At 69.2% G+C, this 25,250-nt stretch carries 21 protein-coding genes; 3 read left to right on the top strand and 18 right to left on the bottom strand.

The genetic code is table 11. The annotated features are described in order from the left end of the window. Nucleotides 1-8: 8 nt before the first annotated feature. The 7 genes from QFZ75_RS39270 to QFZ75_RS39240 form a co-directional block, all read right to left on the bottom strand. Complete coding sequence (locus QFZ75_RS39270) at nt 9-1,322, bottom strand: hypothetical protein (protein WP_307545293.1); 1,314 nt, start codon at nt 1,320-1,322, stop codon at nt 9-11. A 10-nt stretch (nt 1,323-1,332) separates the two neighbouring features. Next, on the bottom strand, nt 1,333-2,946 hold the full coding sequence (locus QFZ75_RS39265) for a hypothetical protein (protein WP_307545291.1): 1,614 nt from the start codon (nt 2,944-2,946) through the stop codon (nt 1,333-1,335). A gap of 89 nt (nt 2,947-3,035) precedes the next feature. Continuing rightward, nucleotides 3,036-3,818 (bottom strand): hypothetical protein, encoded by a 783-nt coding sequence (locus QFZ75_RS39260; RefSeq protein ID WP_307545290.1) that lies wholly within the window; start codon nt 3,816-3,818, stop codon nt 3,036-3,038. A gap of 9 nt (nt 3,819-3,827) precedes the next feature. Then, nucleotides 3,828-8,006, bottom strand: a complete 4,179-nt coding sequence (locus tag QFZ75_RS39255) for a poly-gamma-glutamate hydrolase family protein (protein WP_307545288.1) — start codon at nt 8,004-8,006, stop codon at nt 3,828-3,830. Between the two features lie 53 nt (nt 8,007-8,059). After that, nucleotides 8,060-9,394: a hypothetical protein gene (locus tag QFZ75_RS39250; RefSeq protein ID WP_307545286.1), complete on the bottom strand. Its 1,335-nt coding sequence runs from the start codon at nt 9,392-9,394 to the stop codon at nt 8,060-8,062. Next, nucleotides 9,394-11,244, bottom strand: a complete 1,851-nt coding sequence (locus QFZ75_RS39245) for a baseplate J/gp47 family protein (protein WP_307545284.1) — start codon at nt 11,242-11,244, stop codon at nt 9,394-9,396. The genes QFZ75_RS39250 and QFZ75_RS39245 overlap by 1 nt, the downstream gene beginning before the upstream one ends. Then, nucleotides 11,244-11,672: a hypothetical protein gene (locus QFZ75_RS39240; RefSeq protein ID WP_307545282.1), complete on the bottom strand. Its 429-nt coding sequence runs from the start codon at nt 11,670-11,672 to the stop codon at nt 11,244-11,246. The genes QFZ75_RS39245 and QFZ75_RS39240 overlap by 1 nt, the downstream gene beginning before the upstream one ends. Before the next feature lie 123 nt (nt 11,673-11,795). On the opposite strand from QFZ75_RS39240, the gene QFZ75_RS39235 reads away from it, so the two are divergent. Together QFZ75_RS39235 and QFZ75_RS39230 are read left to right on the top strand one after the other, a co-directional pair. Next, complete coding sequence (locus QFZ75_RS39235) at nt 11,796-12,560, top strand: AAA family ATPase (RefSeq protein ID WP_307545280.1); 765 nt, start codon at nt 11,796-11,798, stop codon at nt 12,558-12,560. Beyond that, entirely contained in the window at nt 12,560-13,516 is a 957-nt protein-coding gene (locus QFZ75_RS39230; RefSeq protein WP_307545277.1) for a hypothetical protein, read from the top strand. The genes QFZ75_RS39235 and QFZ75_RS39230 overlap by 1 nt, the downstream gene beginning before the upstream one ends. Nucleotides 13,517-13,581: 65 nt before the next feature. Here QFZ75_RS39230 and QFZ75_RS39225 read toward each other — a convergent pair whose 3' ends face one another. The 10 genes from QFZ75_RS39225 to QFZ75_RS39180 form a co-directional block, all read right to left on the bottom strand. Next, on the bottom strand, nt 13,582-14,169 hold the full coding sequence (locus QFZ75_RS39225) for a hypothetical protein (protein WP_307545275.1): 588 nt from the start codon (nt 14,167-14,169) through the stop codon (nt 13,582-13,584). Continuing rightward, a complete protein-coding gene (locus QFZ75_RS39220) occupies nt 14,166-16,661 on the bottom strand; it encodes a C40 family peptidase (RefSeq protein WP_307545273.1) in 2,496 nt (831 codons plus the stop codon). Before QFZ75_RS39220 ends, QFZ75_RS39225 begins: the two co-directional genes overlap by 4 nt. A gap of 159 nt (nt 16,662-16,820) precedes the next feature. After that, the gene (locus QFZ75_RS39215; protein WP_307545272.1) at nt 16,821-17,474 is read right to left on the bottom strand and encodes a hypothetical protein; all 654 of its coding nucleotides are present in this window, start codon (nt 17,472-17,474) and stop codon (nt 16,821-16,823) included. After that, nucleotides 17,450-17,707: a hypothetical protein gene (locus tag QFZ75_RS39210; RefSeq protein ID WP_307545269.1), complete on the bottom strand. Its 258-nt coding sequence runs from the start codon at nt 17,705-17,707 to the stop codon at nt 17,450-17,452. The genes QFZ75_RS39215 and QFZ75_RS39210 overlap by 25 nt, the downstream gene beginning before the upstream one ends. Further along, nucleotides 17,707-18,366: a hypothetical protein gene (locus QFZ75_RS39205; protein WP_307545267.1), complete on the bottom strand. Its 660-nt coding sequence runs from the start codon at nt 18,364-18,366 to the stop codon at nt 17,707-17,709. Before QFZ75_RS39205 ends, QFZ75_RS39210 begins: the two co-directional genes overlap by 1 nt. A 3-nt stretch (nt 18,367-18,369) precedes the next feature. Next, nucleotides 18,370-20,577, bottom strand: coding sequence for a hypothetical protein (locus tag QFZ75_RS39200; protein WP_307545265.1), 2,208 nt, complete (start codon nt 20,575-20,577; stop codon nt 18,370-18,372). After that, nucleotides 20,574-20,954 carry a hypothetical protein gene (locus QFZ75_RS39195; RefSeq protein ID WP_307545263.1) on the bottom strand — a complete coding sequence of 127 codons (381 nt, stop codon included), beginning with the start codon at nt 20,952-20,954 and terminating at the stop codon, nt 20,574-20,576. Before QFZ75_RS39195 ends, QFZ75_RS39200 begins: the two co-directional genes overlap by 4 nt. Before the next feature lie 32 nt (nt 20,955-20,986). Beyond that, the gene (locus QFZ75_RS39190; RefSeq protein WP_307545262.1) at nt 20,987-21,517 is read right to left on the bottom strand and encodes a hypothetical protein; all 531 of its coding nucleotides are present in this window, start codon (nt 21,515-21,517) and stop codon (nt 20,987-20,989) included. Between the two features lie 4 nt (nt 21,518-21,521). Beyond that, the gene (locus QFZ75_RS39185) at nt 21,522-22,031 is read right to left on the bottom strand and encodes a hypothetical protein (protein WP_307545260.1); all 510 of its coding nucleotides are present in this window, start codon (nt 22,029-22,031) and stop codon (nt 21,522-21,524) included. 130 nt (nt 22,032-22,161) lie between these two features. After that, a complete protein-coding gene (locus QFZ75_RS39180; protein WP_307545259.1) occupies nt 22,162-23,691 on the bottom strand; it encodes a hypothetical protein in 1,530 nt (509 codons plus the stop codon). Nucleotides 23,692-23,923: 232 nt separating this feature from the next. Between QFZ75_RS39180 and QFZ75_RS39175 the strand changes: the two genes are divergently transcribed. Beyond that, nucleotides 23,924-24,442 carry an HD domain-containing protein gene (locus QFZ75_RS39175; RefSeq protein ID WP_307545257.1) on the top strand — a complete coding sequence of 173 codons (519 nt, stop codon included), beginning with the start codon at nt 23,924-23,926 and terminating at the stop codon, nt 24,440-24,442. Here the strand turns inward: QFZ75_RS39175 and QFZ75_RS39170 are convergent. Further along, the gene (locus QFZ75_RS39170; protein WP_307545256.1) at nt 24,439-25,074 is read right to left on the bottom strand and encodes a hypothetical protein; all 636 of its coding nucleotides are present in this window, start codon (nt 25,072-25,074) and stop codon (nt 24,439-24,441) included. The genes QFZ75_RS39175 and QFZ75_RS39170 overlap by 4 nt on opposite strands. Nucleotides 25,075-25,250: the final 176 nt, after the last annotated feature.

The raw sequence follows: 25,250 nt of genomic DNA, 5'->3' as shown, positions 1-25,250 counted from the left end.
ACGGCCTCTCAGGTGGTGGGCAGGACAGGGTCGGAGACCATGGGCTGGTAGGCGATGTAGCGCCACTGGCTGGTGCCGGAAGGGGACGCGCGGAAGCCGACGCCTGCGGCGGTGGGGAAGTCGGAGGCCAGGAAGTAGGCCACGGACACCCCGTTGATCCAGACTCGGACCCGGTCGGCCCAGTTGCGGACCGTCACATGGTCGCCGGGGACCAGCAGGGTGGGGAAGGTCTGGAAGCGGCCCAGCACGCCGCCGACGGATCGCCAGAGGCCGTTCGCGGTCACCATGAAATAGTTGTTCGCATCCTGGCGCCGGAACACCAGGCCGCCCTCGGTGGTGGAGGTGCCCCACCGGGTGGCCAGGATCCCGTAGGGGTGGGCGACGTTGAAGGTGGCCATCGCGCTGGCCGCCAGCAGCACGCCGTCCTTGGACGCCGTCGCGGTGCCGGAGACGGTCCAGGCCTCGCCGGAGGAGGTCACGGTCAGGCCGTTGGTCGTCACGGGCGGCGTCTGAACGGCGGTCGCGCCCATGTCGTAGTAGAAAAAATCTCCGCTGGCGGGCTGCAGGGCCTGCCAGGACCACAGGGCATTGTCCGCGCCCCGGCAGTCGTAGCCGATGTAGTCGCCGGTGGTGGGCATCGTGGCGAAGACGGCCGGGTTGGTCGTGCCGTTCGCGTTGCGTTTGTAGGCCCTCGGCGCCCGGAACGGGATCCCGACCACTTCATCGATCAGGAGGAACACGTTCTGGCCGAACGTCGCCACGTGGAAGGTGTGCGGGGCGCCGTCCCAGAGGTTGACCCGACCGGTCAGGGAGACGGCGGCCGAGTCGGCCAGCTCCGCGTCCCAGGGCCCCTCGGCTTCCGCCGTGGTCAGGCGCATCCCGGCGCTGTTCGTGGACTGCGTGAAGGCCACGTAGGCCCGGATGTTGCCCGGCGCCCAGGCCTCGGTACCCGGGTGGCGTACCGCGATGGCGAAGTCGCGCGGCCCCCAGGTGTAGTCCGCGCCCCGGCTGCCGTCCGGGCTGGTGGCCCTGGTCCCGGTGGGCGCCGGGTTGACCGCGATACCTGCACCGCCCCGGGGCCCGCCCGCCGAGCGCAGCGCGCCGTACCCGTCCGGACTGCCCTTGAAAGCGGCGAACCCGCCCAGCCGGAACTTGTCCACGGACCAGGAGGCCCCGGCGTCGACCTCGCCGAGCAGCGGCGCGTACGTGTACGGCACCTGGGACAGGTCGGGCAGGCCCAGGGTGCCGTCCCCGGCGTCGTCGCGCAGGTATCCGTCGATCGGTCCGGCCGAGACCTGGCCGGGCACAGAGGTCAGTCCCATGGTCGCCCGCTCAGGTAGTGGTGCTGTTGGTGATCAGGCCGAGCCCGGCCAGCGCGGCCAGCAGGTTGCGCAGCGCGATGTTGCCGCCGTCGGAGCCGGTCACCACGGGCTTGATCGTCCCCTCGCTGCCGTAGAAGCCGAGGCGGGAGGTGGCGTCGGTGCCCAGGTTCACGGCTCCCACGGCGTAGAGACGCCCGAGCGCGATGACCATGCGGTAGGCGGTGTTCGCGCTGCCGAGCATGATCTGGCCCGCGCCGGTGGTCGAGGCGGACTCGCCGATGGCTGTTGAAGCCGTGTGTCCGGCCGCGACGACGGAGTTGATGCCGATCGCCACGGCGGCGCCCGCCAGGGCCTGCGCGTTCTGGCCGAGCGCCAGGGCGTTGTCCGCGCCGGGGCCGACGTAGGCGTTTGCTCCGACGGCCGCGCTGCGCAGGCCGTACGCCCTGGCGTTGTGGCCGATGGCCGTGGATTCGTTGGCGTCGGCGTAGGCCTCGGCGCCCACGGCCGTCCAGCCGGTGGAGGCCAGCGAGCCGGTCGCCCGTACGCCGACTGCCACCGCGTCCTCCGCGACCGCCTTTGCCTCGGGGCCGATCGCCGTGGCGTCCTCGGCGGTCGCCTGGCTCTGGCGGCCGAACGCAACCGAGTTGAGGCCGGAGGCGGTGGCCGCGCTGCCCACGGCGACCGCGTTGACACCGGCCGCTGCGGCGGCCGGGCCGAGCAGGACCGAGTTGGCGCCCGCGCCGGAGTGGGTGTGCGCGGGCACCAAGCCGCCGTACTGGGCCTTGAGGCCGGTCACCCAGATCTCGTGCCCGGTGCTGCCGGTGAAGATCGCGGCCCCGGGGAACTCCACCGAGACCGACTTGTACGTACCGGCCGCCAGCGGGAAGCGGTAGAAGCCCCAGTCCCGGGTCGTGGTGATGGTCTGCAGGACCGTCTTGACGTTGGCCTGGTTCGTCACCGCGATGACGGCACTCTCGCCGGTGGTCAGGCTCGGGCGCAGCCACATCGAGACGAAGCCCGGCTCGGTCAGGGTGAATCCCGGAGAAACAGCTGCGAAGTTGCCAGAGTTGCCGGTGTGCCGGGCGCGCAGCGACTTCGTGTAGCCCTGCCCCTCGGGGACGGCGTCGGTGTAGTCGCGCGCGGAGTTCGCGGCCTGCGTGAACGTCCAGCCCGCCGGGTCGCGGGCCAGGGCGAAGGCCTCGCTCAGGACGGTCACCAGCGGGGTCACACCCGCGTTGATCGTCGGCGCCCCCCACACGGCCTGACCTGGGGTGTTGCCCGCCATGAGCACGTTGCCCGGCACCTGGCTGCCCGTGATGAGCAGCGGGGTGTCGGTGCGGGCGGTCTCCTCAGGCGGAGCCCCCGCATCCAGATAGACCAGGATGTCGGAGTGCTGATCGCGCTGCACCAGAACCGAGACTCGCTGGGGCACCTCGACCCAGAAGTCGATCAAGCCGCTGGTGGCGACGTGAGGGTTGGACAGCTGCGCGGCCCCTGTCGGTCCGGCGTACAGCGCCTGGGCCAGCCGCACCGACAGACCGGCCTCGCGCACAGTGACCGTGGCCCCGTACAGCAGGTCGCCGTTCTCGCCGATGATCGGCCGCATCACGTGTGCTCGCGCCACTGTGCCTACCTCCCTCTCGTCACCCCTTGGCGGCGCAGAGAGAGGCAGGCACAGCAAAAGTGAGACCCATGGGTCTCAGTTCGAGGTGGCTACAGGATCTCGTCCGGCGGCCCGTCCGGCAGCTCCTCGACCACGTAGGGCGCCAGCTGCTGAGTGAACAGGGTGCCGTCGTCGGCGACCTGCAGCAGGAACGGAGTCCCGTCCGGGCTGTGCAGGACGGCCGCACCGGGGATGTCGACCAGGTCGACATCGGTGCCCAGGACTACCTGGTTCGGCCGGGTCGTCTGGGCGCCCGCGCCAACGGCGGTGGCCTGGTCCCACACGGACTGCGCACCGCTGCCCAGAGCAGCCGCCTGCAGGCCCTGGGCGAGCGCTGACTGGCCGACCGCCAGCCCTCCGGCCTCCGTGGACGAGGCCTGCGCCCCGATGGCCGTAGAGCCCGCCTGGGAGCCCGAGGCCTGATATCCGATGACGGTCACCGCGTCCGCGTCCGCCAGCGTCGCCGCTCCCAGCGCCATGGCACCGGTGCCGGAGGCCACGGCGCCGGTGCCGATCGACATGGAGCCCTCCCCGGTGCCCGGGTGCGTCGACTCGGCGGCCACCGCGAGCACGTCGACGTTGTCCCAGAACTCCTCCGGGTCGGCGCCGACCTTCACCCCGATCTGCAGCCGGGCCGGGGCGTCCAGGAAGAAGTCGACCTCGCCGTTGGTGATGTTCCACGGGTTGGTGCGGGTCAGGCTTCCCGTCGCCTGGGAGTAGACGATGTCGGAGATCAGCTCCGTGGTGCTGCCCGTCACCAGGAGGCGCACCACGGCCTCGTCGATCTGGTTGCCCTCCCGGTCGGTCAGAGGGCGGTTGAAGTGCGCGCGCACGGGTGCTCCTTAGCGGTTGAGGACGAAGGCGTTCGGCAGGGTGTGCCGCGCGGCCGACGGCGGGCTGCCCTCGTCGGTGCCCTCGGCCACGGCCTCCGGCAGTGTGATCGGGGGCAGCGGGCCGGTGGGCGGGTAGGTCTGTTGGAGCCACTGGCGGGCCGCCAGCCACCACTCCTGCGGGATCGGGTGCTGCCACCCCTGGAACAGCGGGTCGGACTCGATCGCCGGGTAGTAGTCCGCCAGCGACGTCGCCGCCCCGGCCGCCTGCAGCGTGTCCAGGTAGGGCACCGCGCCCGAGAGCGTCGCGTACCAGGGCCGCAGCACCATGGAGGAGATCGACAGCCCGGCCGAGTAGCCGGTCACCCGCCAGCGCAGCTGCGTGCCGCCGGTGCGGTCCGTCGGCTCCAGGTCAGGAAACGTGAAGACGCCGCGCGGGTTGTTGCGGATCGAGACCATCTCGTGCCAGGTCAGGCCGCCGTCCCTGGAGACCTCCCACACCAGCGGGTCGTTGTAGATCGCCAGGGAGTCCGTGAGCCACTGCCCGGTCCCGGCCGTGCCCTCCTGGACGAGCCGGACCCGGACGTCGTAGACGTTGTCGATGCCCCAGTCCTGGGAGACATCGCCCCAGGAGCCGACGGCCTCCACCTGCGCCCAGGAGCCCAGCGCCTCGACCGAAGTCCATGAGGGCATGCCGACCGGGTTGCCGGTGCGGATCGTCGCGCCGACGTACCACTCCACGACCTGCGCCGAGTCGATGACCTGCTCGGCCTCCGCGAGGATCCGGCCGTCGCCGTTGACGAGCTGCAGCCGCAGCGGCTGCGCCAGCGGGCCCTCGGTGTAGACGCGGGCCGCCGCGTACAGCCGCCCGCCCGGCGCCGGGGTCACCGGCCGCAGAGACTCGATGCCGCCGTTGCTGGCCTCGACGGTGGAGTTCTCCACCTCGTACCACAGCGGCCGGTTCGGCAGCGGGTCCGACTCCTCGATGTCGCCCCACGTCGGGAACTGCTGCTCCAGCGCACCCCAGGAGGACGACGCATGGCCCCGGGTCACCTGGGCCATGCGGCCGATGGAGGCCGAGTACCGCGACGACGACTCGATCGTCGCATCGCCCACCGGCCGCCAGAAGTGCAGGGACTCGTCGTCGAAATCGGGGTCGCGCGCCAGCTGCTTGGGATCGGAGGCCTGCGCCGCGAACTGCACGGCGAGCACCCGGCGCTTGGACACGAGTGTCTTCGACATGATCCGCGTACCCAGCCACGGCGGCTGCTCGTGCGTCACCATCGCCTCGCCGTTGTGCCGCCAGCCGTTCGGGTCGCTGTCCGAGTACCCCGACAGGTAGGCCGTGTCGTGGAAGAGATCCACGTACTGCTCTGTGTCCCGCTGCGCGATCGGGTCGGAGGCGTAGGCGAGTACCTGGGCCAGCGCCACGGTGTAGCCGACCTTGGTGTCCATGGCCAGCTCGGCCACCCGGTAGTGGTGCACGCCCGTGCTCGTGAAACGCGGCGCCGTCGTACCCGGCAGCGGCTGATACGGGAAGCGCTGGCCCGAGCGGCGCAGCACCTGCGCGTCCAGCGGATCCGGCGCGTACAGCGCCTCCGTAGGCAGGTACGCCGCCGACGGCCCGGCCTCCGTCACGTTCCTGGCATCGACGTACCGGTACACCGCCCCCTGCTCCGTGGCGACCCGGGCCCCCGTCGGCAGCGCCCCGGACTCCTCGCCCGCCGACCGGGCCACGATGTTCCCCCGGCCGGAGTCCGCCGGGTACAGCTTCGTCCTCACGATCGGGATCGCCTGGGACGGCGTCAGCACGATCGGCGCGAGGTTGGTGAACTCCATCTTCACGTGCGCGGCCTTGATCGGCCGGAACTTGAAGAGCCCCTTGCGCAGCGTGAAGTCGCCCGGCACCGGCGTCCACACCTGCGTGTCGTAACAGATCGCCGGGCCGCCGATGAGCCCCCACGGGCACACCGACTCCACGCCGGGCGTGATCAGGCTGGGGTCCATCCGCAGGATCGCGCTGGCGCTCGTGTGCTGCGTCTCGTCGCCATCCAGCCCCGGCGGCATCGCGTACCCGGCCGGGTCGTCCCAGTACGCCTCGATCGTCTCGACGTCGGCCGCCCGGCCCTGGGCCAGGAGCAGGCTCCGGATCCGCAGTGCCCCGCCCTCGCCCGTCAGCGGCCCGCCCAGGCGCAGCGTCCCCGGCGGGTCCAGCGGCAGGTGGATGTCCTGCTGCTCCCGGCGCCCCCACGGCGTCCGCACGGTCAACAGGGTGCCGTCGTACGCGATTGCCAGGGGAACTGCGGCGTTGACCCCGAAGGTGACCGGGTCCATCTCGACCTGACGGTCACCGAGACGGACAATCAGCAGGCCGCCGGAGAACGTGACCGACAGTTGCCCGGCGTCCAGGACCGTGTGTTGACCCGGGTCGTCGGAGGTGAACTGCGGGTGGACCACCATGGCCAGCAGGAACGCCCTGGACGGGGTGAACTGGCAGGCCCGGTTGTCCACGTCCAGGTAGGAGCGCACGTGGTCAAACAGCACGCCCTCGCCGTCCGCCACGGGCAACTCGGCCGACGGGCGCACCAGCGGCAGGGTCAACGCCGTGCTTGACGGCGCGAATCTCTCGGGGACAGTCGTGTCGTCCGTGTAGTAGAGGTTGACCGAGGGGCCCGAGGTCACCGGGTCCACGTACAGCCGGTCAATCACCTGCGGCTTTCCCGCCGCGTTCCGCAGATCGAGGTGCAGGCTGACCACGGCGTTGGGGACCGGCTGCGGAGCGCAGCGCCACACCCCCTGGGCCGGAGGCAGCAGGTTCGAGGCCCGGTTGCGCCGCACCGTGTACTCGATCTGCGAGCCCAGCAGGTCGGTTGACCCGGTGATCGGCGCGGTGTACTCGGCATCCGTCTGGGGCAGCCACGGCAGGTCGTTCAGGGACGCCGCACGGTAGGACACCTGCGCGTCCCTGACTCCCAGCGAGTAGGGCACCGGCTGCCCGTCCGTGCCCACCGGCGCCGACGAGGAGGGCAACCGGGTCATGATGATCCGGAACCGGGAGGAGTTGACCGGGGCAACATCGACCAGCTGGGGCATCCAGTGCCCGGCCCCGAAGTGCTGCGGGTGCAGCTTGGAGTCATCCGGCACGCCGGTCGGGATGATCGCGGGCAACGAGTCGATGATGCTCAGCATCACCGGCGCCCGCGTCCGGGCATGCGTGAGCGGATGCCACACCCCGTCCCGGTCACGCCACTGCACCCAGGCCCGCTGAGGGAACCGCGCCAGAGAGAATGACAGGCGGTTGACCGGCCTCTCCGAGGTCAAGCTGAACTCGTACACCTCACGCAGCCGGTCACCGTTGGCCCGTGGCTCGCTCGACCAGAACCGTTCTCCGCTGCTGCTGTTGACCTGCCGGTTGTTGACCTGCAGGCGCAGAGCGTCCTTGACCGCGTCCAGGGGCATGCCGTCCACGGTCAGCGGGGCAAGAGCCGGGATCCCGAAGTCGCCGGAGACCGAGCCCGTGCCCTTGACCGGCCGGGCAATCCGGTCACGCCACACGGCCCCCAGGGCCTTGCCCGGGACATCCAGCCCGTTGAGCGCGGTCCGTATCGCCGTCGTATAGGTGTAAAAATCTGACGTCCGGGCCCCGCTGTCCCGGCCCACGCGGGTGAAGTCCTCGAAGAACGACTGGCGCAGAGCGGCCGTCATCTCGATCTGTACGCCCACCGCGCGGGCGCCCCGGTTGGCGATGTTGTCCGGGCTGCTCCCGCCGATCTCCGTCGGCGTCGCCCCGACCGCGAACCCGGCCTGCTCCAGCGTCTCCTTGATCCGCGTGCCCGTATCGGTATCCAGGCCGCCGATGTAGGTGATCGGCTCGTCCCCGGCCGCGCCGTGCCAGGAGATGACGAAGTCGCTGGCGAAGACCAGCTCCAGGGCCTGCGGCTCGTCGAAAGCAGTGCTGGCCAGGTGCAGGTCGGCGTTGCCCGAGGCGAGCATCGCGTCGAAGCTGTAGAAGCGGCTGGCCGACCCGGCCAGGTAGTCCGCGACCTCAGTGGTGCCCGGCTCAATGCCGCCACCGTGGATGGCCAGATGCGCCAGCCGCGAGCCCGCCGGGGTGCGGACCAGCAGCCGGTAGTCCACACCGATCTGGCGGGCAGCGGCCAGAGCAGCGTAGTTCGGATACAGGTCTGCCACGGGTTCCTCCTCGGCTCACCCCTTGCAGGCCGAGGAGAGGACACGGACAGTACTCAGTCGGTCGGCAGGACCATCCGCCGGTCACCGCTGTAGGGGTTGGCCACCAGCACTCCGTCGGCACCCGCCCGCGCCGCCTGGCTCAGCAGCGGGTCCATCGCCCCGAGCGTGGCCCGGTAGACCGTGGTTGCCCCGTCACGCCAGACAACCGACTGGTCAATTGCCTCGCCGCCCAGGTCCGCCACCGGCCCCGGCTCGGTGAAGTCGACGTCGTCCGTCGGCATGACCGCGTACGTACGGCAGGTCGGAATCTGTGACCCGTACGCCCACTCGTCACCGACCTTGGTGACCAGCGGCGGCCGGGGCAACACCCGAGGCGACCCCGGGTCAACACCATCCGCCTCCTGCTGCGGCGACAGCGGGTACGGAGTTGACCCCAACGGCACCTGCCCGCCCGGGGTCACCCGGGTCGCGATCTCCCAGTGCTCGCTGTCGGCGCTGACCGCCGAGATGCCCCGGGGCAACAGCGCGGAGGTGCCCTGCGTGTCGACCGTGAGAAGGATGTGCGCGGGCTTGAGCCGCTCCAGCACCCGCACCAACGCCCACTCGTCGCTCGCCCGCTGGGCCCGGCCCGATGCCGTCGCCGGGTAGTCCCGGTTGACCCGCACCAGCACCTCGGACCGGGTCAACACCCCGGAACGGCCGTAGAACGGCGTGCCCTCCAGCGCACCCCAGATCTGCCCCTCGTACTCCGACCACGGGGCGCCGCCCATCCACTCCCACGTATGCCCGGCCTCCTCCGGATCCTCGACGGCCTCCAGCAGCGCCCAGGACTCGAAGACGTCGCACTCGGCGCCGGTGATCGCCTCGGCCGCCGCCGTCAGGCCCGGCATGGTGCCGCCCATGGCGATTGACTGGGCCAGCGCGGTCATCCGGTCCCGGAACGACGCGTCGGCCGCCTCGATTGACTCCCACTCGGCGGCCGTTGCCGTCGCCGTCTCCATGGGATTGATCGCCAGTTGCTCGGCACTTGACCGGGTTGCCCCGAACAACGCTCCGTAGAACCGGTCAAGGTCGAAGAACCGCGCGCCCGAGGACGACAGGGTCTGCAGCTGCGCGAGCAGGAGCCGCTTCCTCAGCTGGCCGACACCGGACTCCCCGAGCAGGACCTGCATCAGCCGCACCAGGTGGGAGGTCGGCCGCAGGTCGTACACCTCCTCGGGGAAGTGCCGCATCTGCTCGGCGATGGCGACGTCCGCCACGAGCATGCCGGTTGCGCTCGCCAGCGACGTCGACTGCGGCACCGTGACGTCGGCCTGCAGCGGCATCAGGCCGCCGGAGACGACGTCACCGGTGTAGAGGCTGGAGCCCTGGTGGAGAGGAGTCGTCATCACAGCACCCCGAAGGAGTTGCGGGCCAGGGTCTTGAAGACCACGGCGCCCAGGACCGGCAGCTCATCGTCCTGGAAGTAGATGTCCTTCGCCCGGCCGGTGGCGGCCTCGACGTACGACGTCAGCGCGCCGGACTCGGGGGCGCTGTCCGGCGCGATCTGCTGCATACCGACGATGGACGCGCTCGGGTTCGCCGAGCTGTAGCCGATCACGTCGCTGCCGTGCAGCAGGCGGCAGTTGTCCACCCCGGGCACCTGATGGACGACCGCCAGGACGTCGCTGATCTGGATGTTCGAGTTGAAGCCCATCCGGTTCAGGTAGTCGCTCAGTGCCGTACGGATGGCGTCCTGCACGCTGGCGACCGCGCCGGTGGACGACGCCGTGTACATCACACCCAGCGCGAACCGCAGCCAGCGCTGCTTGGCCTGGTGCACCTTTGCGTCGATGCCCGCCAGCCGCCACCGGTTGACGGCGTCCTGCACCGAGGCCGGGACCTCGTTGTAGGTGTAGTCGCCGTTCCCGCCGACCACGAACGCCGTGCCGTTGGCGGGCAGGTAGTTGCGGTGCCACTCCAGCCCGAACCGGCTCGTCGGCGTCCAGCCGTCCACGGTGTCCTCGTGGACGATCTGGTACGCGTACGTGATGCCGCTCGTCACCGTCCCCAGCGGGTTCGCCTTCGTCGCCCGGCCGTACGTCGTCGCCCCGATGGTGATGGTCGTGGGCACTGTCAGGATGGGCCCGAACGGCAGCGGGATGAAGACGTTCAGCGCCTCCGGCCGCGTCTGGTCCGCGCGCAGCCAGTGCCCCGTGTAGAGGTCCACGCTGGAGACCGTCTGCCACTTCTTGTCCTGCTTGAAGATCAGGCTGGCCTGGGCGGCCTGGGCCCGGGTGCCGCCGGTGAACAGGTCCACCCGGTTGGTGATGTTCGCCGCCGGGTCGTTGCGGCTGACCACCGGCAGGTACTGGTACTCGACGGTCAGCAGCTCACCGGCGGCCGGGAACGCCGTGGACAGCCCGGTCAGCTGCGGCGGGTTGCTCGGGATCCACGTGTAGTCGTAGTCCTTCACCAGCGGAGTGCCGTCCGCCTTCGCCACGTTCACCGGGTTGCTGTAGACGTACTTCGCGTCGGTGATCTGCGCGGGCGTGGCGCCGCTGAGCGGCACCTGCAGGATCTCCGAGCGGGTCTTCGAGGAGCCGACCACCTGGGCCGCGTAGCAGTCGGTGTCGTCCAGCGCGACGCCCAGGTACATCTGCTCCGTCCCGGCCATGGACCGGAAGACCGTAGCCTTCCACCGGGCCCGCAGCTCGGTGTCCGTCTCCCGGCTCGTGCCGCCGGTCAGCGCGGCGGTGTTGACCACCGAGTTGACCCCCTGGATCGGCGAGGTGACGACCGTAGCCACACCAGCCCCCAGGTTCCCCTCCGGCCCGGCCGCCACCGCCTGCACCGGCACCGTGACCGACGCCGACCCGGGCATCATCGTCGCCCCGGTCACCAGCTGCACGATCAGCGCCGTGTCCGAGGACGAGGCGACCTCGGTCCCGACCGGGATGAAGACGGTCGGCGTCAGGTCTCCGGTCCGGGAGAACGTCACCGTGCCGAACGCCCGCCGGGACGGGATCCGAGAGATGCCGAAGAGGGACGTGAACGCATCCAGATCCGCGTCGCTCTTCGAGTCGATGTCGTACGCGTACGACAGCAGGTGGTTCTCGATGTACGCGTCGGCCAGGGAGGCGGAGAACGCGTCCATGATCTTGCGCAGGGGCGTGCCGACGGAGGTGTCGATCTCTGGATCGGAGATCAGCAGCGCGTCCCGCAGCTGGGTGACGATGTCGTCGCGAGAGACTGCCATTACACGTCCACCGTCCGCAGGATTTTGACCGTCGCCCCGGACTCCGTGGTGAGCGAGACTGCGACCTTGAGCACGTCGTACTTGATCTCGGTCGTGATGGACCTGACGTTCTTCACGACGTCCTGGAAGGAGTAGCGCGAGCGCGAGCCCGACAGGGAGTCGGCCGCGATGCTCGCCTGCTGCGCCGCGACGTACTGCTGTACCACCCGCACCACCTCGGCGCGCACGAGCAACTCCAGCTCAGCCGTCAACGGCTCACCGATGTACGACGCCAGCACCGACCCGTACTCGGGGTGGTACGGGTCATGGCCGTACGGCTCCGCCAGCGCGAGCGCCAGGTCCTGCCGCAGCCGTGGGGCACCGGTCAGAAACCGGTATCCGCCATCCCCGGGGGCCAGGTCGCCGCCCACGAGCGCCAGAGTCTTCATCCGCCACCTCCTCGCCCCTTGAAGGACGCGACGGCGGGCCGAGACATGAGCAGCTGCACCTATGGAGCCAGATCTTGCGGCAGGATGGGGCAGCACAACGAGCCCGCCAAGGAAGGGACCATCGTGAAGACCTCTACGCTGCCCCGGCAGCGCCTCAAGACGTTCATGGCCACACGAGAAGAAATCCTGGCCTGGATCGACGAAAACGGCTGCCTCGTCATCGCCGTCGGCGTCCTCAAGGGAGGCACCGGCAAGACGACCAGTGCGATCTTCTTCGCGCTCTATCTGGCCGTCATGCTCGGCCTCAAGGTCGTCGTGGTCGACACGGACGACAACTCCCAGACCGTCGACAACTGGTACCGGATCAGGGAACAGCGGGACGAGAAGGTCGCCTTCGACATCGTCTCCTACGACCCCAAGGATGAAGAGGGTTCCGACCTCGACGACGTCATCGAGGCCCTCAAGGAGGAGTACCAGGTCGTCATCGTCGACAGCGGCGGCGCGGGCAAGGAGGCCTACTGGGAGATGTGCAAGGTCGCCAACATGCTGGTCCTGCCCGTTGCTCCGTCCGGCTTCGAGATCTCCCGCATCAAGGCCTCGCTCCGCCAGGCATCCAAGGGCACCAAGGCAAACTCCGCCCTTCGCGTCTCCGTCTACCTGGTGAGGTGCTCCGGCAACAACACCCTCGCCGAGGAGCAGAGGCCGGTCCTTCAGGCCATCGTCAGCGCAGAAGATCCCGCCAAGGTGCAGGTGTCTCTGGTGCCTGAGGAGTTCCAGATCAGCGGCTCCCCGGACTACATCCGCTCCTGGGAGACCACCCCGAAGCGACCGCACCTCGAAGAGTTCGGTCACCTGTTCCGCCACCTGATGAAGGGAATCGTCGCCTGATGGCCCGCGTTACCGTCCCCTCGAAGAAGCCGACCGCCGCTCAGAAACGCGCCCAGGCCGCGCTGGAGGCGTCCAGCGCCGTCACCGCCCAGGCCCGACGAGGAGAGGACGACGACCTCGTCTCGGCCGCTGAGGCAGCCGTGAGCGCCCCGGCCGAGGAGCCCCAGGCCGCTGTTCCTCACCAGGCCGAGAGTGCCGTTCACGTGCCGCATCAGGACGACGTGGTGAAAGCCTCAGAGAGGGACGACGCTTCCTTCGAGTTCGTCAAGCCGCCCCAGGATTTGGACGCCCTGGAACAGGTCGGCATGGCCAGACGCGGAATCGCGCAGGCCAACCGGGCACTGGAGAACGGCCTCGGACGACTGCAGCGGGGGTACGTCACCTCGGCGGGCGAGTATCTGTGGTGGGTCACTCAGGGGACCCGGCTGAAGGCGGCAGGGTTCAAATCCGTTGCCAAGTTCGCCGAGCCCCTCGGACTGACCACCCAGGACGTCTATCGCCTTCGTCGTGCAGTCCCCGTGCACAGGATCATCGGGGACATGATCGAGGGCGCCCTCAACGAACGCACCTACCGTGAGCTGTACTCGACCATCGTGGACGAGAAGGGGGAGATTCCCGTTACGGCCGACGGGGAGCCCAACGTCTCCCCGGAGCGACAGCAGCTTCTGCGCGACCAGTTCGCCGAGATGAAGAGGATGGGTAAAATCACCTCGGCGGGGGCAGTCGCTGCCCGCAGGGTCCTGATGCTCGGCAGGGACACCGAGGCCATCGAGCCCGAGCCCGGCGCTGACTCGGGGCCAGGAGCGGCAGATCAGCTGGCCAAGGCTCGCCGGACGAACCGGATCCTCCCCCTGGAGGTGCTCAGGGACGCGAAGGAGAAGGACCCGGAGGCCGTGCAGCAGTACGTCGAGGATCTGAAGCGCGCCTACGAGGCTGCGGCTGAAATTGTCGGGTAGCCAAAACTGAGACCCATGGGTCTCAGTTCGAGGCCGAAAAAGTGAGACCCATGGGTCTCACTTTTTCATGTCACCCGGGCCTTCAGGCCGGTCAGGTCGATCCACGCGGGTGCGTATGTGGCGGACACGCGGATGGTGACATCGCCGTTCACCGCCAGCGCCCCGCGTATGTAGCCGTTGGTGCCCGGGAGGGCGCTGGCCAGGACCGCGTTGCCCCGCAGCCGGGCCGGGAATCCCTCGGGCAGTGAGGCGGCCACCAGGTCCAGGCCGAGCGCGGGTACGGTGCCGCCGGAGATGACGCCGCTCAGCTCGATCCACCCGTCGCTCAGCCGGGCCTGCGGCGCGGGGTCCCCCGCTCCGGCGGACACGACCCAGCCGTTCTTCAGCACCAGGGGCGTCCACTGCCCGCCGGTGGCGTCCGGCGGCGCGATGTCCACCCGGGCGGCGAACGCCCACCCTCCCAGCTCGCGGTCGACGATCCAGATCTGCCCCACGGCCGGAGCCGCGTCGCTGCGGCGGAACAGCGTCGACACCTCGACGTACAGCCCCTCGGTGTCGACGCAGAGCGCGATCCGCTTGGCCGGGAGGATCTCCCTGACCTGGACCTGCTTGTACGTCCAGGCGAGCCCTCTCGTCGCGGCGCTGCGGATCACGCTCCACCTGCCATCGGGAGGCCGAGCAGCTTCTTGTCGCCGGTGAGGCGAGCCGGAGCCGCGATCTGTACGGACGTGTTGAAATAGCCGTCGGGGCCGAACTTGAAGCTGTGCGTCACGGTCGTGACGTACGCCTGGAAGTTGAACTCGGGGATCTGGATGATCATGCCGGGGTACAGCTCGGGCATGAACGTCAGCGGCACCGACGCCTGGTACTGGTAGGCGAACTGCCGCATGAAGAGGAAGATCGCGGCGAACAAGGCCGCCTTCGGGCCGACGAGCCCCGGGAGCTGCTGGTAGTCCGGCCGGGCGCCGAAGCGCTTCTTGATGTCGTCGGCGTACTTCTTGGCCTGCTTCTCCGTCATATCCATGCCGAAGAGCGCCTTCCAGACCCCGGGGAAGTCGATCGACACCACGCCGGTCGTGAAGATCGCGGCCGTCGCCAGGTAGTCCTGGGTGATCGACTGCGCGGTGCCGGTCGACGGGTCGAAGGTGTTCGTCGACCCCTGCGGGCTCGTCACGACGTACTGGTGCGTGACCATGTAGTCGTCCGACCAGGACACCTCGAAGTCCTGCACCTCGATCGGCTGGATGACCATCTTGGCTGCGGCGCCCCACATGCCGTAGTAGTCCGGGTACCAGGCGATCAGGTCCCCGTTCGGCGCGCTGCAGAAGCTCCGCATGGTGCTGTTGAAGAGGTTCTTGAGGTAGGGCAGCAGCGGCTGGTCGTTCAGCAGCGCGCGCGGCCCGGCCAGCATCTGCGCCATCGCGTAGTTCGGGTCGTTCTCGGCCGTCGAGATCGGCAGCCAGGCGTTGTCGCCGAACATCTTGTCGAACGGGTCCTTCGGGTTGTAGCCGGGCGCGTCCGCGCCGGTCACCAGCTCGACGACCTGGATGTCGGACGGCAGAGCGCCCTCGGTGCCGTCGGTGCCCTCGAAGATGACGCTGCCCGCGCCGGTGGTGTACGCCAGGCGTGGCAGGAAGCCGCCGTAGTCCCAGTAGCTCGCGGGCAGCGCCGGGCCGACACCGACCTGCGGGTTGGCCCGCGAGCTGTGCGCGCCCACCGTGTTCTTGCCGTCCCCCAGGGACACCTCGACGTGGTGGATGCTGCCGGGCGAGCCGCCCTTGAAGACGAGCGCGCCGGGCGTCTTGAGGGCCTTGGCGACCGACACCGGCTTGCAGAACGCGTACTGGGCCGACGCCACCCGGGGCACGTTGTAGAGGCTGCCCATGGTCCGCAGGTACATGGACTGCACGAACGAGGAGCAGTCCAGCCCCGGCGGAGGGTTCTTCGACAGCACGGCCATCTGCGTGCCGCCATACTTCTGCGTATACGGAATATTCGGGTACTTCTTGCAGAAATTCACACCCATCTGCGCAAAAGCCAGACCGCTGGACGTGCCCTGCGGCTTGGAGTCCAGGCTGGCGCCCTCCGCCTCCGAGCCGCCGCCCTTCTCCAGGTCCTTCACCATCGCCGTGGCGGGCTTCTCGTGCTTCTCGTACGCGCGCGGGTGGCCCGAGCGCTGCACGGCCTGGCAGACCTCCCACAGCTCCATCGAGTTGCGGCCCTTGATCTTGAAGAGCGCCTCGAAGAACTTGCCCGCCGCGTACGAGGGCGTCATGATCTCGGCCCTGGTGCCCCAGCCCTGGCTCGGCCGCTGCTGGAACAGGCCGACCGAGTCCCGGTCGCCGTGGTCCAGGTTGTTCAGCCCGGACTCCTGCATCGCGGTCATGATCGCGATGATGCAGTCCCTGGTCGAGCCGCCCTTCTGCTTGCCGACGGTGTAGATCGTCGCCGCGTTGGACTTCTGCTCACTGCTGTTGAATCCGCCGTACTTGCCCGTCAGGGACGACGCGTCCCCACCGGCGCCGCCGGAGCCGACCGAGGCCGGACCCAGCGAGTCGTACAGCGCGCGGGCGACCTTGTCGGCCTCGTCCAGCTCCGCGTCGATCTGCTTGGCCAGCGTCTCGACCACGCCGTACCAGTTGCCGGGGATCTTGGTGATGTGGACCTTCGAGGCAGGCCAGCCGACGACCTTCTTCAGGACCGTCAGCGCCACGTTGGTCATGCCGCCGTCCGAGACGCCGGACTCCTTGCCCGCGTCCTCCAGGGCCTGCCTGACCATCATCTGCGAGGCCTCGGCGTGGCTGTCCCAGTACCAGTACTGCAGGCGCTTGAGCGAGCACGAGGACGTCAGGTGCACCACGCGCGGCCACGCGGTGACCAGGGGCACCTTGTTGAGGTAGCCGGTGTAGACCTGCACCCACTTCAGCCGCTTCATCTGCACGGCGACGCGGTCGTTCGGGCTCAGGATGCCGTCGTACTTCCGGCGCACGTTCTGCAGGCTGAAACGGAAGCTGCTCACGCCGTCCGAGCGGCGGATCATCTCGCCGTCGACCAGGTCGTCCGAGACGTCGATGATCCCGTTGCGCTCGGTCGCGATGTAGACCTTCACGCCCGGCGCCATCACGAAGTTCGGAATGGGGACCACCTCCGCCCCTTGGGGTCGGAGGTGGACGCTGAAACACAGGCGCTGATAGGTTTGCAGCGGATTCTTACCTTGCTGGTGAATCCAACTGGTCTCCTCGGGCCCGCGAAGCATGAGAGGACCGAAGACCCGCCCCAGGCCCAGCGCCAGGGGCGGGCTTTTTTAGTCTCCGTAGTCGTACCGGTCGCTCGGCAGCTGCCCCTCGTTGGGCATGGGGGTTGAGGGCGGCGTCTGGCCCGAGTCGGAGCCGCCGTCCGAGCCGTCGATGACGTTCTGGTAGCTGCCGGAGGGCACCGCGTTGCCGCCGAGCTGCGTCCCGGCTGGCCAGAAGTACTTCATGTCCGGGTCCGCCGCGTCCACGAACGTGCTCGTGGTCCAGGACTCGGTGTCCTGGGGCTCGGCGGTCGTCTCGAAGGTGATCGTGGGCGTCCACAGGATCGCGCCGATGGTGTCGCCCCACTCGAAGCCGGTCAGCGGCACGCCCTCGCGGTCGAAGTTCCGCGACGGCAGCAGGACCCGCATGTCGGGGAACTTCTTGCCGACGGCCAGGCCCGGGTTCATGACGTGGTCGGCGTAGCGCTGCATCCAGTCCGAGAACGCCTTGCGCTCGCCGTACCCCTTGAGCAGGACCCGGATGTAGAAGCGGGCCGGGGCGACGCGGTGGGGGTAGTAGGCGCGCGAGTTCCGGGCGCTGGACTCGTCGGCGACCATCGTGATGCCGTGGCCGACCATGTCGACGCGCACGCGCATCTGCCGGTTGGCCCCGCCGACGGGGTAGGTCAGGGTGCAGTTCAGCCCCTTCCTTGTGTCTGCCACCAGTCCTCCTCGTCGTCGGCGGGGTCGGGGACGGACTCGTCCTGCCGGTTCATCGGGTCGTACGGCGCGAACGTCGGCCGCGAGATGCGCTCGTGGTCGGCGGCCGACAGGTCGTGGAAGAGGCCGTTCTCCGTCATGACGAAGCCGCCCATCGCCACGGTGGGGCCGGTCAGGCCGTGCGGCAGCGGCTCGGGCATGGAGACGGGCGCGTCGGAGCCCCACTGGTCTGCCACTATTCGTCCTCCTGCTGGCCCTTGTCGGTCTCCTTCTGGCTGTCGGCGTCGGAGAGGCCGCCGTTGTACTGGCTCTGCCGCCAGCCGATGCCCTCGCTGATGCGCTCGATGTACGCCGCGATGGCCTTGGCCTGCGCGCCGTCGATCTCGCTGCTGTTCTGGCCTGCGGTGACGAGGCTGGCCGAGCCGGACTGGACGATGAACAGCGTCAGCTTGTAGCCGTGGGAGTACTTGCCCGTGCGGTGCTCGATGCTGGCCGAGCCGTCGAGATCCTCGACGCTCTTGAGGTAGACCTGCCAGCGCCAGTCCCGGTCCGGGTAGTTGAAGATCGCCGGGGCGTGCATCATGCCCGCGCGGCTGGCGTCCCGGGACTGGTGATCCATGATCTGGCGGCACCGGCGCATGAAGACCTCGTGCAGGCGCCAGCTCGCGCCCGCGTGGTCGGCCAGGCCGTCCGGGGAGGCGCCCGCCCGGCGGTCCTCCCCGAGGTAGCCGGTGACCGTCAGGTCCCGCAGCGTCGCGCCGGTGATCTGCACGACCCGGCCGCCGACCGTCGGCGTGACGCTGCTGTGGATGTCGAAGCCCCAGTCGATGCTGCTGGGGTTGATTCGGAAGGTCAGCTGGGGTCCGCCCGCGAACCCGAGAGATGCCAGAGCCATGGCCTACTCCCCGCCGTAACTCGGGTTCTCGGCGTACGGGCTCAAAGGCGCTGAGCCGGTCGCTGAGGCCCCGTTGACACCTGTGGAGTCCAGGACGGTCAGCAGGCGCCGCGCGTCGGCCGTGAGGCCGATCGTGAGCTTCTCGCCGCCCTTCTTGTCCTTCTTGGTGTGGTCCTTCTCCCACGTCTGGTAGGACTTGCCCGCCTTCTCCGACTTGGAGGCCTCCTTGGAGAAGTCCCGCAGCGGGTCGACGCCCTTCTCGCCCAGGATGTCCTTGACGGACTTGCCCGCCTGGTCGCCCTCGACGACGACGGCCTTGCCCGACGCCAGCTCGTTGCGGTGGCGCTTGATCGCGTCGGCCAGGGAGACGACCTTCTTGCCGTCCTTCGTGCTCACCGCGACCTTGGACTTGTCGTCGCCCTCGATCGCGTTGAGCAGCGCGTAGACGACCGGGTCCTCCTGGCCGCCCTTCTTGTCGTGCCAGTCGTTGTAGGCGTCGACCGCCTTGGAGTTGTGGCCGCCGAAACCCAGCGTGGTGCCGGACTTCTCGGTATCCAGGACCCGGCCCAGCGGGATGTTCGCGGAGGAGGAGTCGCTGGCCACGGGCTCGCGCAGGTTGTCGCCGACGCCAGTGGACACCGAGTTCCTCTTGCTGGCCGCCTGCTGCCTCTTCTTCTGCGCAGACGTCAGCTCCTTGACCTCGGCCCCGGCGCCCTTGCCGTTGTACTGCTTGACGATCCAGGCCGCCGCCAGGACCGGGTTCGAGGCCATGTCCGGGTAGCCCGACAGGCTGCCCACCACGGCGGCCAGCGCCATGGGGTCGTTCGGGTAGAACTTCTGCAGCATCTCCTCGGCGATCTGCTGCTCGACGTCCTCGGTGACGTTGCCGCCGGACTTGGCGATCTGCGTCTTGATCCACGCCTCGACGCCCGGCTTGAGACCGATCTTCGCCACGGCGGCGTCGGTGACGGCGTCGGCCCGGCCCTTGGCCGTCGGCCCGGCCGTCATGTAGTCGGAGACGCTCGTGCCGGTCATGGACGCGGCCAGGTAGGCGCGGTTGACGCCCAGGCGGCCGGAGGCGTCCACGTCCTGGAAGGAGCGGCCGTAGGAGGACTTGACGTTCTGCTCCAGCGCGGCCACGCCGGACGAGGACGAGCCGTAGCCCTGCTTGATGGCCTGGTCCATGAGCTGGGTGAACTCCGCGCGCGCCATCTGCGAGTTGATGCCCGCCTTGCCCGCGCTGTCGGACACCTCGTTGAGGGCGTCGTTCAGGTCGTTCAGGCTGCCCAGGGCGTTCTTGGAGTTCACCTGCAGGGTCTGGAGGGACTCATCCACCGAAGCACCGCGACGGGTCTTGCCGTGGTAGACGAAGTCCAGCGCGTCCTGGCGGCCGGGGCCGCCCTCGACCTTGCTGTTGTAGCCCAGCTTCGTGACGCCCTTGAAGGCCTTGCGGGACTCGTCGCTGCTGAGCACGCCGAACGTGGTCCAGCGGTACGCCTCCTCGTGCGCGCGCTCGGCGAAGCCGTCGAAGTTCGACCCGCCCTCGATCGACTGGTAGTACGCGTTCTTGTCGCGCTGCGAGCGGACCTCTGCGGGGATCTGCGTGGCCGCCGCGACGGCCGCGCCAGCAACAGCTCCCCAGGGGCCAGCGATCCGCGCACCGATCATCGGCGCGCTGGAGCGGGCCCAGGAGCCGATGCCCGTGGACGCGCCGCCGTTGCCTCCGCCCACCCCGGAGTGGTGCGGGGCCACCAGCGGGCCCGCGAAGGGCCCCGGCTGCGGCCCGTTGTAGCCCGCGCCGCCGCCGCCCTGCGGCATGAAGCCCGGGTAGCCGTACATCCACGGGTTGGGCAGCTGCGGCGGGTTCGGGGCCGCAGGCGTGGTCGGCGGCGTGGGCCCCGGCGCCGGAGGCCGGGGCCCCTGGCCAGACGTGCCCCGGTTGGGCTGGTTGAGCACGACCTGGCTCAGGAACGAGGCCGCCGCCTGGTTCAGCCACTGCGCCGTCGGCGCCTGCGGGACCGGCACCTGCCCGCCCAGCAGCGCCGCAGGGTTGGCGATCTGCTGACGCGCCTGCTGCAGGTACTGCCGGGCGCTGGACGGCAGGTTGTTCATCGTCTGGTTCTGGTGCAGCATCGCCTGCAGCTGCATCGTCAGCTGACGCAGGGCCCCCGTGATGTTCTGGGGCCCGCCGCCAGGCGAAGGCGTCGTCATTGCCACTCCCGATCGAAGTCCACGTCCGGCAGGTCAGGGGCGGATTCCTCGGCCCCCGCGCTGCCCTCCACCGACACGCGGGTGGAGTCCAGCTGCTGCTGCAGCAGGGCCCAGTCGTCCGGCGACGCGCTCTCGGTCCAGTCCACGGCCGAGTAGTCGTCGTCGGCCTCGTCGTAGGCGTCGTACTTGGCCGGGTCCGTCTCGACGTCCTGGTCCTCGTACACGTCCTCCGGCGACATCCCGGCTGCCACGAGCGCCAGCCGCAGCTGCTCGTTGCGCTGCTTCGCCTTCGCGTCGCTCGCCGCCCAGCCGTCGAGGAGGATCAGCAGTTGCAGGCCGAGGTCCTGGACCTTGGACAGGTGCCGCTGCTGCAGCACGCCCCGGCGCTCGGCCAGCCGCAGCTGCCGCTCTACCCAGGGGTCGAGGCCGTCGGCGCGAAGGCTTTTCCCATCGCCTCCACCACCTGAGAAGCCGTGTCTTCCAGCTTCAGATAGCGGTTGAAGACCTCGTTGATCGTGTACTGGTACCAGTTGTCCTTGACGTACGAGAACCGCCGCTGGGCCCACTCGGCGAGCTTGATGTCCTCCGCGATCGGCGTGGGCAGCTCCTCGCCGTCCACCGACACCACGCACAGCGACACCAGCGCCGTGGCATACGCCAGCTGCTCGCCGCCACCGGTGCCCACGTACGGCTTGAGCACCTGCGCGATGGCCAGCTGCTCGTCGACCCCCAGCGTCCGGATCACGAACTCGTGCCCCAGCCAGCTGAACCGGTCCGTCAGGGACCCGATGTAGAGCAGCCCCTTGAAGTCCTCCTCGTAGCGCCGGTCGAAGGACGGCAGCTCGGTGCCGTCCTCCGCCTTCAGCGTGGACCCCTCCGGCGTGGCGGCCTTGCGCCCCGGCCGGTCGGCGGGGTCGTAGGTGCCGTGGGTATCGGTCATGCCGTCACCGCAGCCTTGAGGTGTGGGTGAACGCGCAGACCACCGGCTTGGCGACGTCGAGGCCGCCGACCGTCAGGGTGTCGCCGTCCATGATGTCGACGATCGTGACGTTGTGGTAGATCTTGCCGCGCCACTTGGACGGGTTCGACTCCGTCCCCGGCGGCTTGATGATCGTCTGCGCCGTCACGTAGTTCGCCGTCCGGGACAGCCGCTCGAAAATTTCGACGACGTTGTTCGTCCCCGCCATCCCCGCCATGTGCTCCCAGTGCGCCTGGTCCCACAGCTCCTGGATCGTCAGCTGCAGCGTCCCGCCGGAGAGCACGCGCGACGTCGCGATCTCGGTCGGCGTCCTGCTGCCCATGGGGTGGATGAACGAGTACGCCTGCCCCTTGTCGGACCAGGCCCGCTGGCCCGCATCCTCCACGCTGATCAGATATGCGATCGGCTTACCGGCGTACACGAACGTGCTGTAGCCGGAGCCGGTAACGCGTGCCTTGCCCGCAGGCATGCTCACCACCCCATCCGTAGGTCTCACCCCCTACGGCGGGCAGCGCGGCAGCGGACAGCAGAGGACCCCGGGGCCCTCACCCCGGGGTCCTCTCGAAAGCGCGGCAGGCGGCCCGTCAGCGCCCGCCGCGCGTGGCTCACGGAGTCGCGGTCTGCTCCTCGGCCGTCGTGTCGCCCGTCGTCAGGTCGACGGAGAACTTCACGACGATGTAGTTCATCGGGATCGCAGGCTTGTAGCTGAACGTCGCCTCGATGATCGAGGGGTCGGCGCTCAGCTGACGCACCAGCACGTTGGCGTAGGAGACGATGACCGCGTCGCCGACCGCCTGCTCCAGCAGGCCCAGCAGCGCCGACTTCACGTTCGTGGTCATCTCGGCGTTGATCGGCTCACCGATCAGACCCGAGTTCTCCATGCCCGTCTGGACCATCTGCAGGAGCGTGTCGCCCACCCGGGTCAGCGAGATCTCCTGGGTCAGGACCGCCTGCATGTTGGTCGACAGGCCGTGGCGCACCACCAGCTGGTTCGCCTGCGTGATCTCCGCGACGGAGACGCCAGCGCGAGACAGGTTGTTGCGGAAGGTCCTCGTCATCGCCTGCGCCACCGTGGCGGGCAGGCCGGTGAACGAGGTCAGCGACTGCCGCGTCAGCCCGCGAGCCACCGGGTTGCGGGCGAGCCGACCGGCCTGAGCGGCGGCCAGGTAGAACCCGTCGATCTCCGTGCTGGCGTTGACCGCGCTGTTGAAGGTCAGGAGCCGGTTCGGGTACACCAGCACCAGGCGCCTGCTGGCCTGCTGAATGGCCATCGCGTCGTGCCCGACGACGTTGTCGAAGTTCGCGGGTGCGCCGGTGAACGCGATCCGGCCGTACCCGTCGGCCGCCGCCGTCTCGCAGTGCAGCTTCACGTCCGCCAGCAGGTTGGCCATGTTCGCGCCCGTGCTGGTGTCGTACGCGCCGTCCACGAAGAGCGGCACCAGGATCTGCGCCCGGTAGTCGACCTCGATCTTCTTGTACGCCGTGCCCAGCTGTACCCGGTAGTCACCGGCGGCCGGGTTCGTCGGCACGCACAGGACCGACGCGGCACCGTTCTCCAGCGCGATCTTCGCCGCCAGGGTCAGCGCCGAGGCGACCTGGGAGGCCGTCGGGCTGGCAGGCGCCGTCGACACCAGAGCCGGGCCGTACATGGACACGATCTGGTCGTAGTCCTCGTGCAGCGTCGGCTCGTAGTAGGACGGGTTGGTGAACGCGTAGGTGACCCGCACCTGCGCACCGTCCACCAGGCCGTTCGGCGAAGGCGCCGTCAGGTCATCCTCGTCGCCGGACAGGCGCTTGATCCGCGTGATGGCCGCCGAGGCCGAGCCGGAGCCCGCCACGACCTCGAACGTGTAGTCGTCCCCGTACACCATGAGCAGGCCAGCCAGGTTGCGCACCACCGGCGCCGCGATGGCCGGAGGCCCCGTCACCGCCGTGGCGTAGATGCCCTGCTGCGCCAGCGCCGTGGACGAGGCCGAGAAAACGGACACGACCTCGGAGAAGGTCTCGTAGCCCAGGGCCGGGCCGATGATGGTCACCGTGGAGGTCGCTACCGACCGAGGGGTGACCGCCGGAGTCGATTCGTCGCTGACGTAGACGCCAGGCGGCGTGTACGTCGAGGAAGAGATGTCGGGCATGCCACCCACCAGTCGCGTCGGTCAGCTGTCACCCCTTGGGGCGAAGTGGTCCTGACGGACAGCAACCCCTGCTAGTTTTGGCCCACAACGATGGTGAACGGAGTGCTTGGCGGCCTCTGTTCAGAGAAAGCCCTCCCCAGTGCTTGGCGGCCCGGGGAGGGCTTTCGGGGTTCAACTACTAATCTGGTAATTCCTGGTAGTTGAGCTGGTAGTTCTGGTAGTTCAATGAGGTGTGATTACCCTCGAAGAAGCAGACGGCTTTGCCGCAGAGGCCCACCTTGGCCAGACCGACAAGATCGGCGTCCCGTACATCGAGCACGTCCGCGCGGTGGCCGCCGGTCTTGCCCCCTTCGGCTGGGAGCTGCAGATGGCCGGGCTCCTGCACGACATCGTCGAAGACACCCCCTGGACCTTCGAGCGGCTCCTGCAGCGTGGCGTTCCGGCCTCCGTCGTCAGGATCGTCGAGTTCGTCACGAACGACGACAGGTCCTACACAGAGAAGCTGAAGCGGATCGCGACCGACCGTGACGCCACGCTGGTGAAGATCGCCGACAACGCCCACAACAGCCGTCCTGACCGAGTCCGAGCGCTCTCCCCAGCACAGCGCGAGCGCTTGGAGGCGAAGTATGCGAAGGCCCGCTCCATCCTGTGGCCTGCTGCCAGCTCCGCGAGCATCGAAATGATCATCTCCATCGTCAATCCGGCGCTCAAGCGCCAGCTGCTGGAGGAAGCGCCCATGCTCTGGCCCTAGTGCCAGGCGTCGAAGCCCTCGCCGCGCGCCTCGGTGTCGAGAGAGAGGTCCGCCGTCGGCACGACCTGGATCCTGGACAGGGGCACGATGACGCCGGTCTGCGGGTTCGGCACGAAGTCGCCGATCAGGTCAACGTTCAGCGTCCGCTCGTACAGCACCTCGTCCGTACCCCACGGCGTGCCGGGCTCCGCGTTCTCGCCGGTCGACTCGATCTGGTCCGTACGCACGGTCAGGTCGATCAGGTCGTTGGTCTCCAGGTACTTGCGGAACCGGCCGCGCACCGTGTCGAAGCCGCTCCAGGCGATGGTCGAGATCAGCTCGTCGTAGACCCGGTCCCGCTCGACGCTGGAGAGCGCCACCACCACGAACTCCCACGAGCCCTCGAAACGCCAGCGGGTGTACGGCTCGATCTTCCCGCCGGAGACCGGGTGCTCGTCCTCGACGTGCGCGACGCCGGACTGCCGCAGCGGCGCCGAGTCGGAGTAGCGCACCCACACCTCGGGCAGGTTCACCGCCCGCACGGGATACTCCAGGCTGCAGTGCAGCCCCCGGAACTCCGCCACGGGGTACTGATCGTCGAACGCCGCGTGCAGCGCCTCGATCGGCAGCGTCTTGACCCTGGTCACATACACGTGCGCCTCTCCTCCGTCACCCCTTGGGGCGCGGGAGAAGGGGCGGACAGGCTCACGCGTGGTAGCCTGCCGGTGCTTAGCCGCAGTTGGGGCACCTTCAGCCGCGCAGTGGGACTCACGGCCAACGGACGCAGCCGCCCACCTCTCGGTCCGCCGGGCGACAGCGAAGCGTTAGG

The sequence above is a fragment of the Streptomyces sp. V3I8 genome (assembly GCF_030817535.1).
GTDB lineage: Bacteria > Actinomycetota > Actinomycetes > Streptomycetales > Streptomycetaceae > Streptomyces.
Note: the sequence above shows the minus strand (reverse complement) of the source record. Positions and strands in the feature narration are given on the sequence as shown.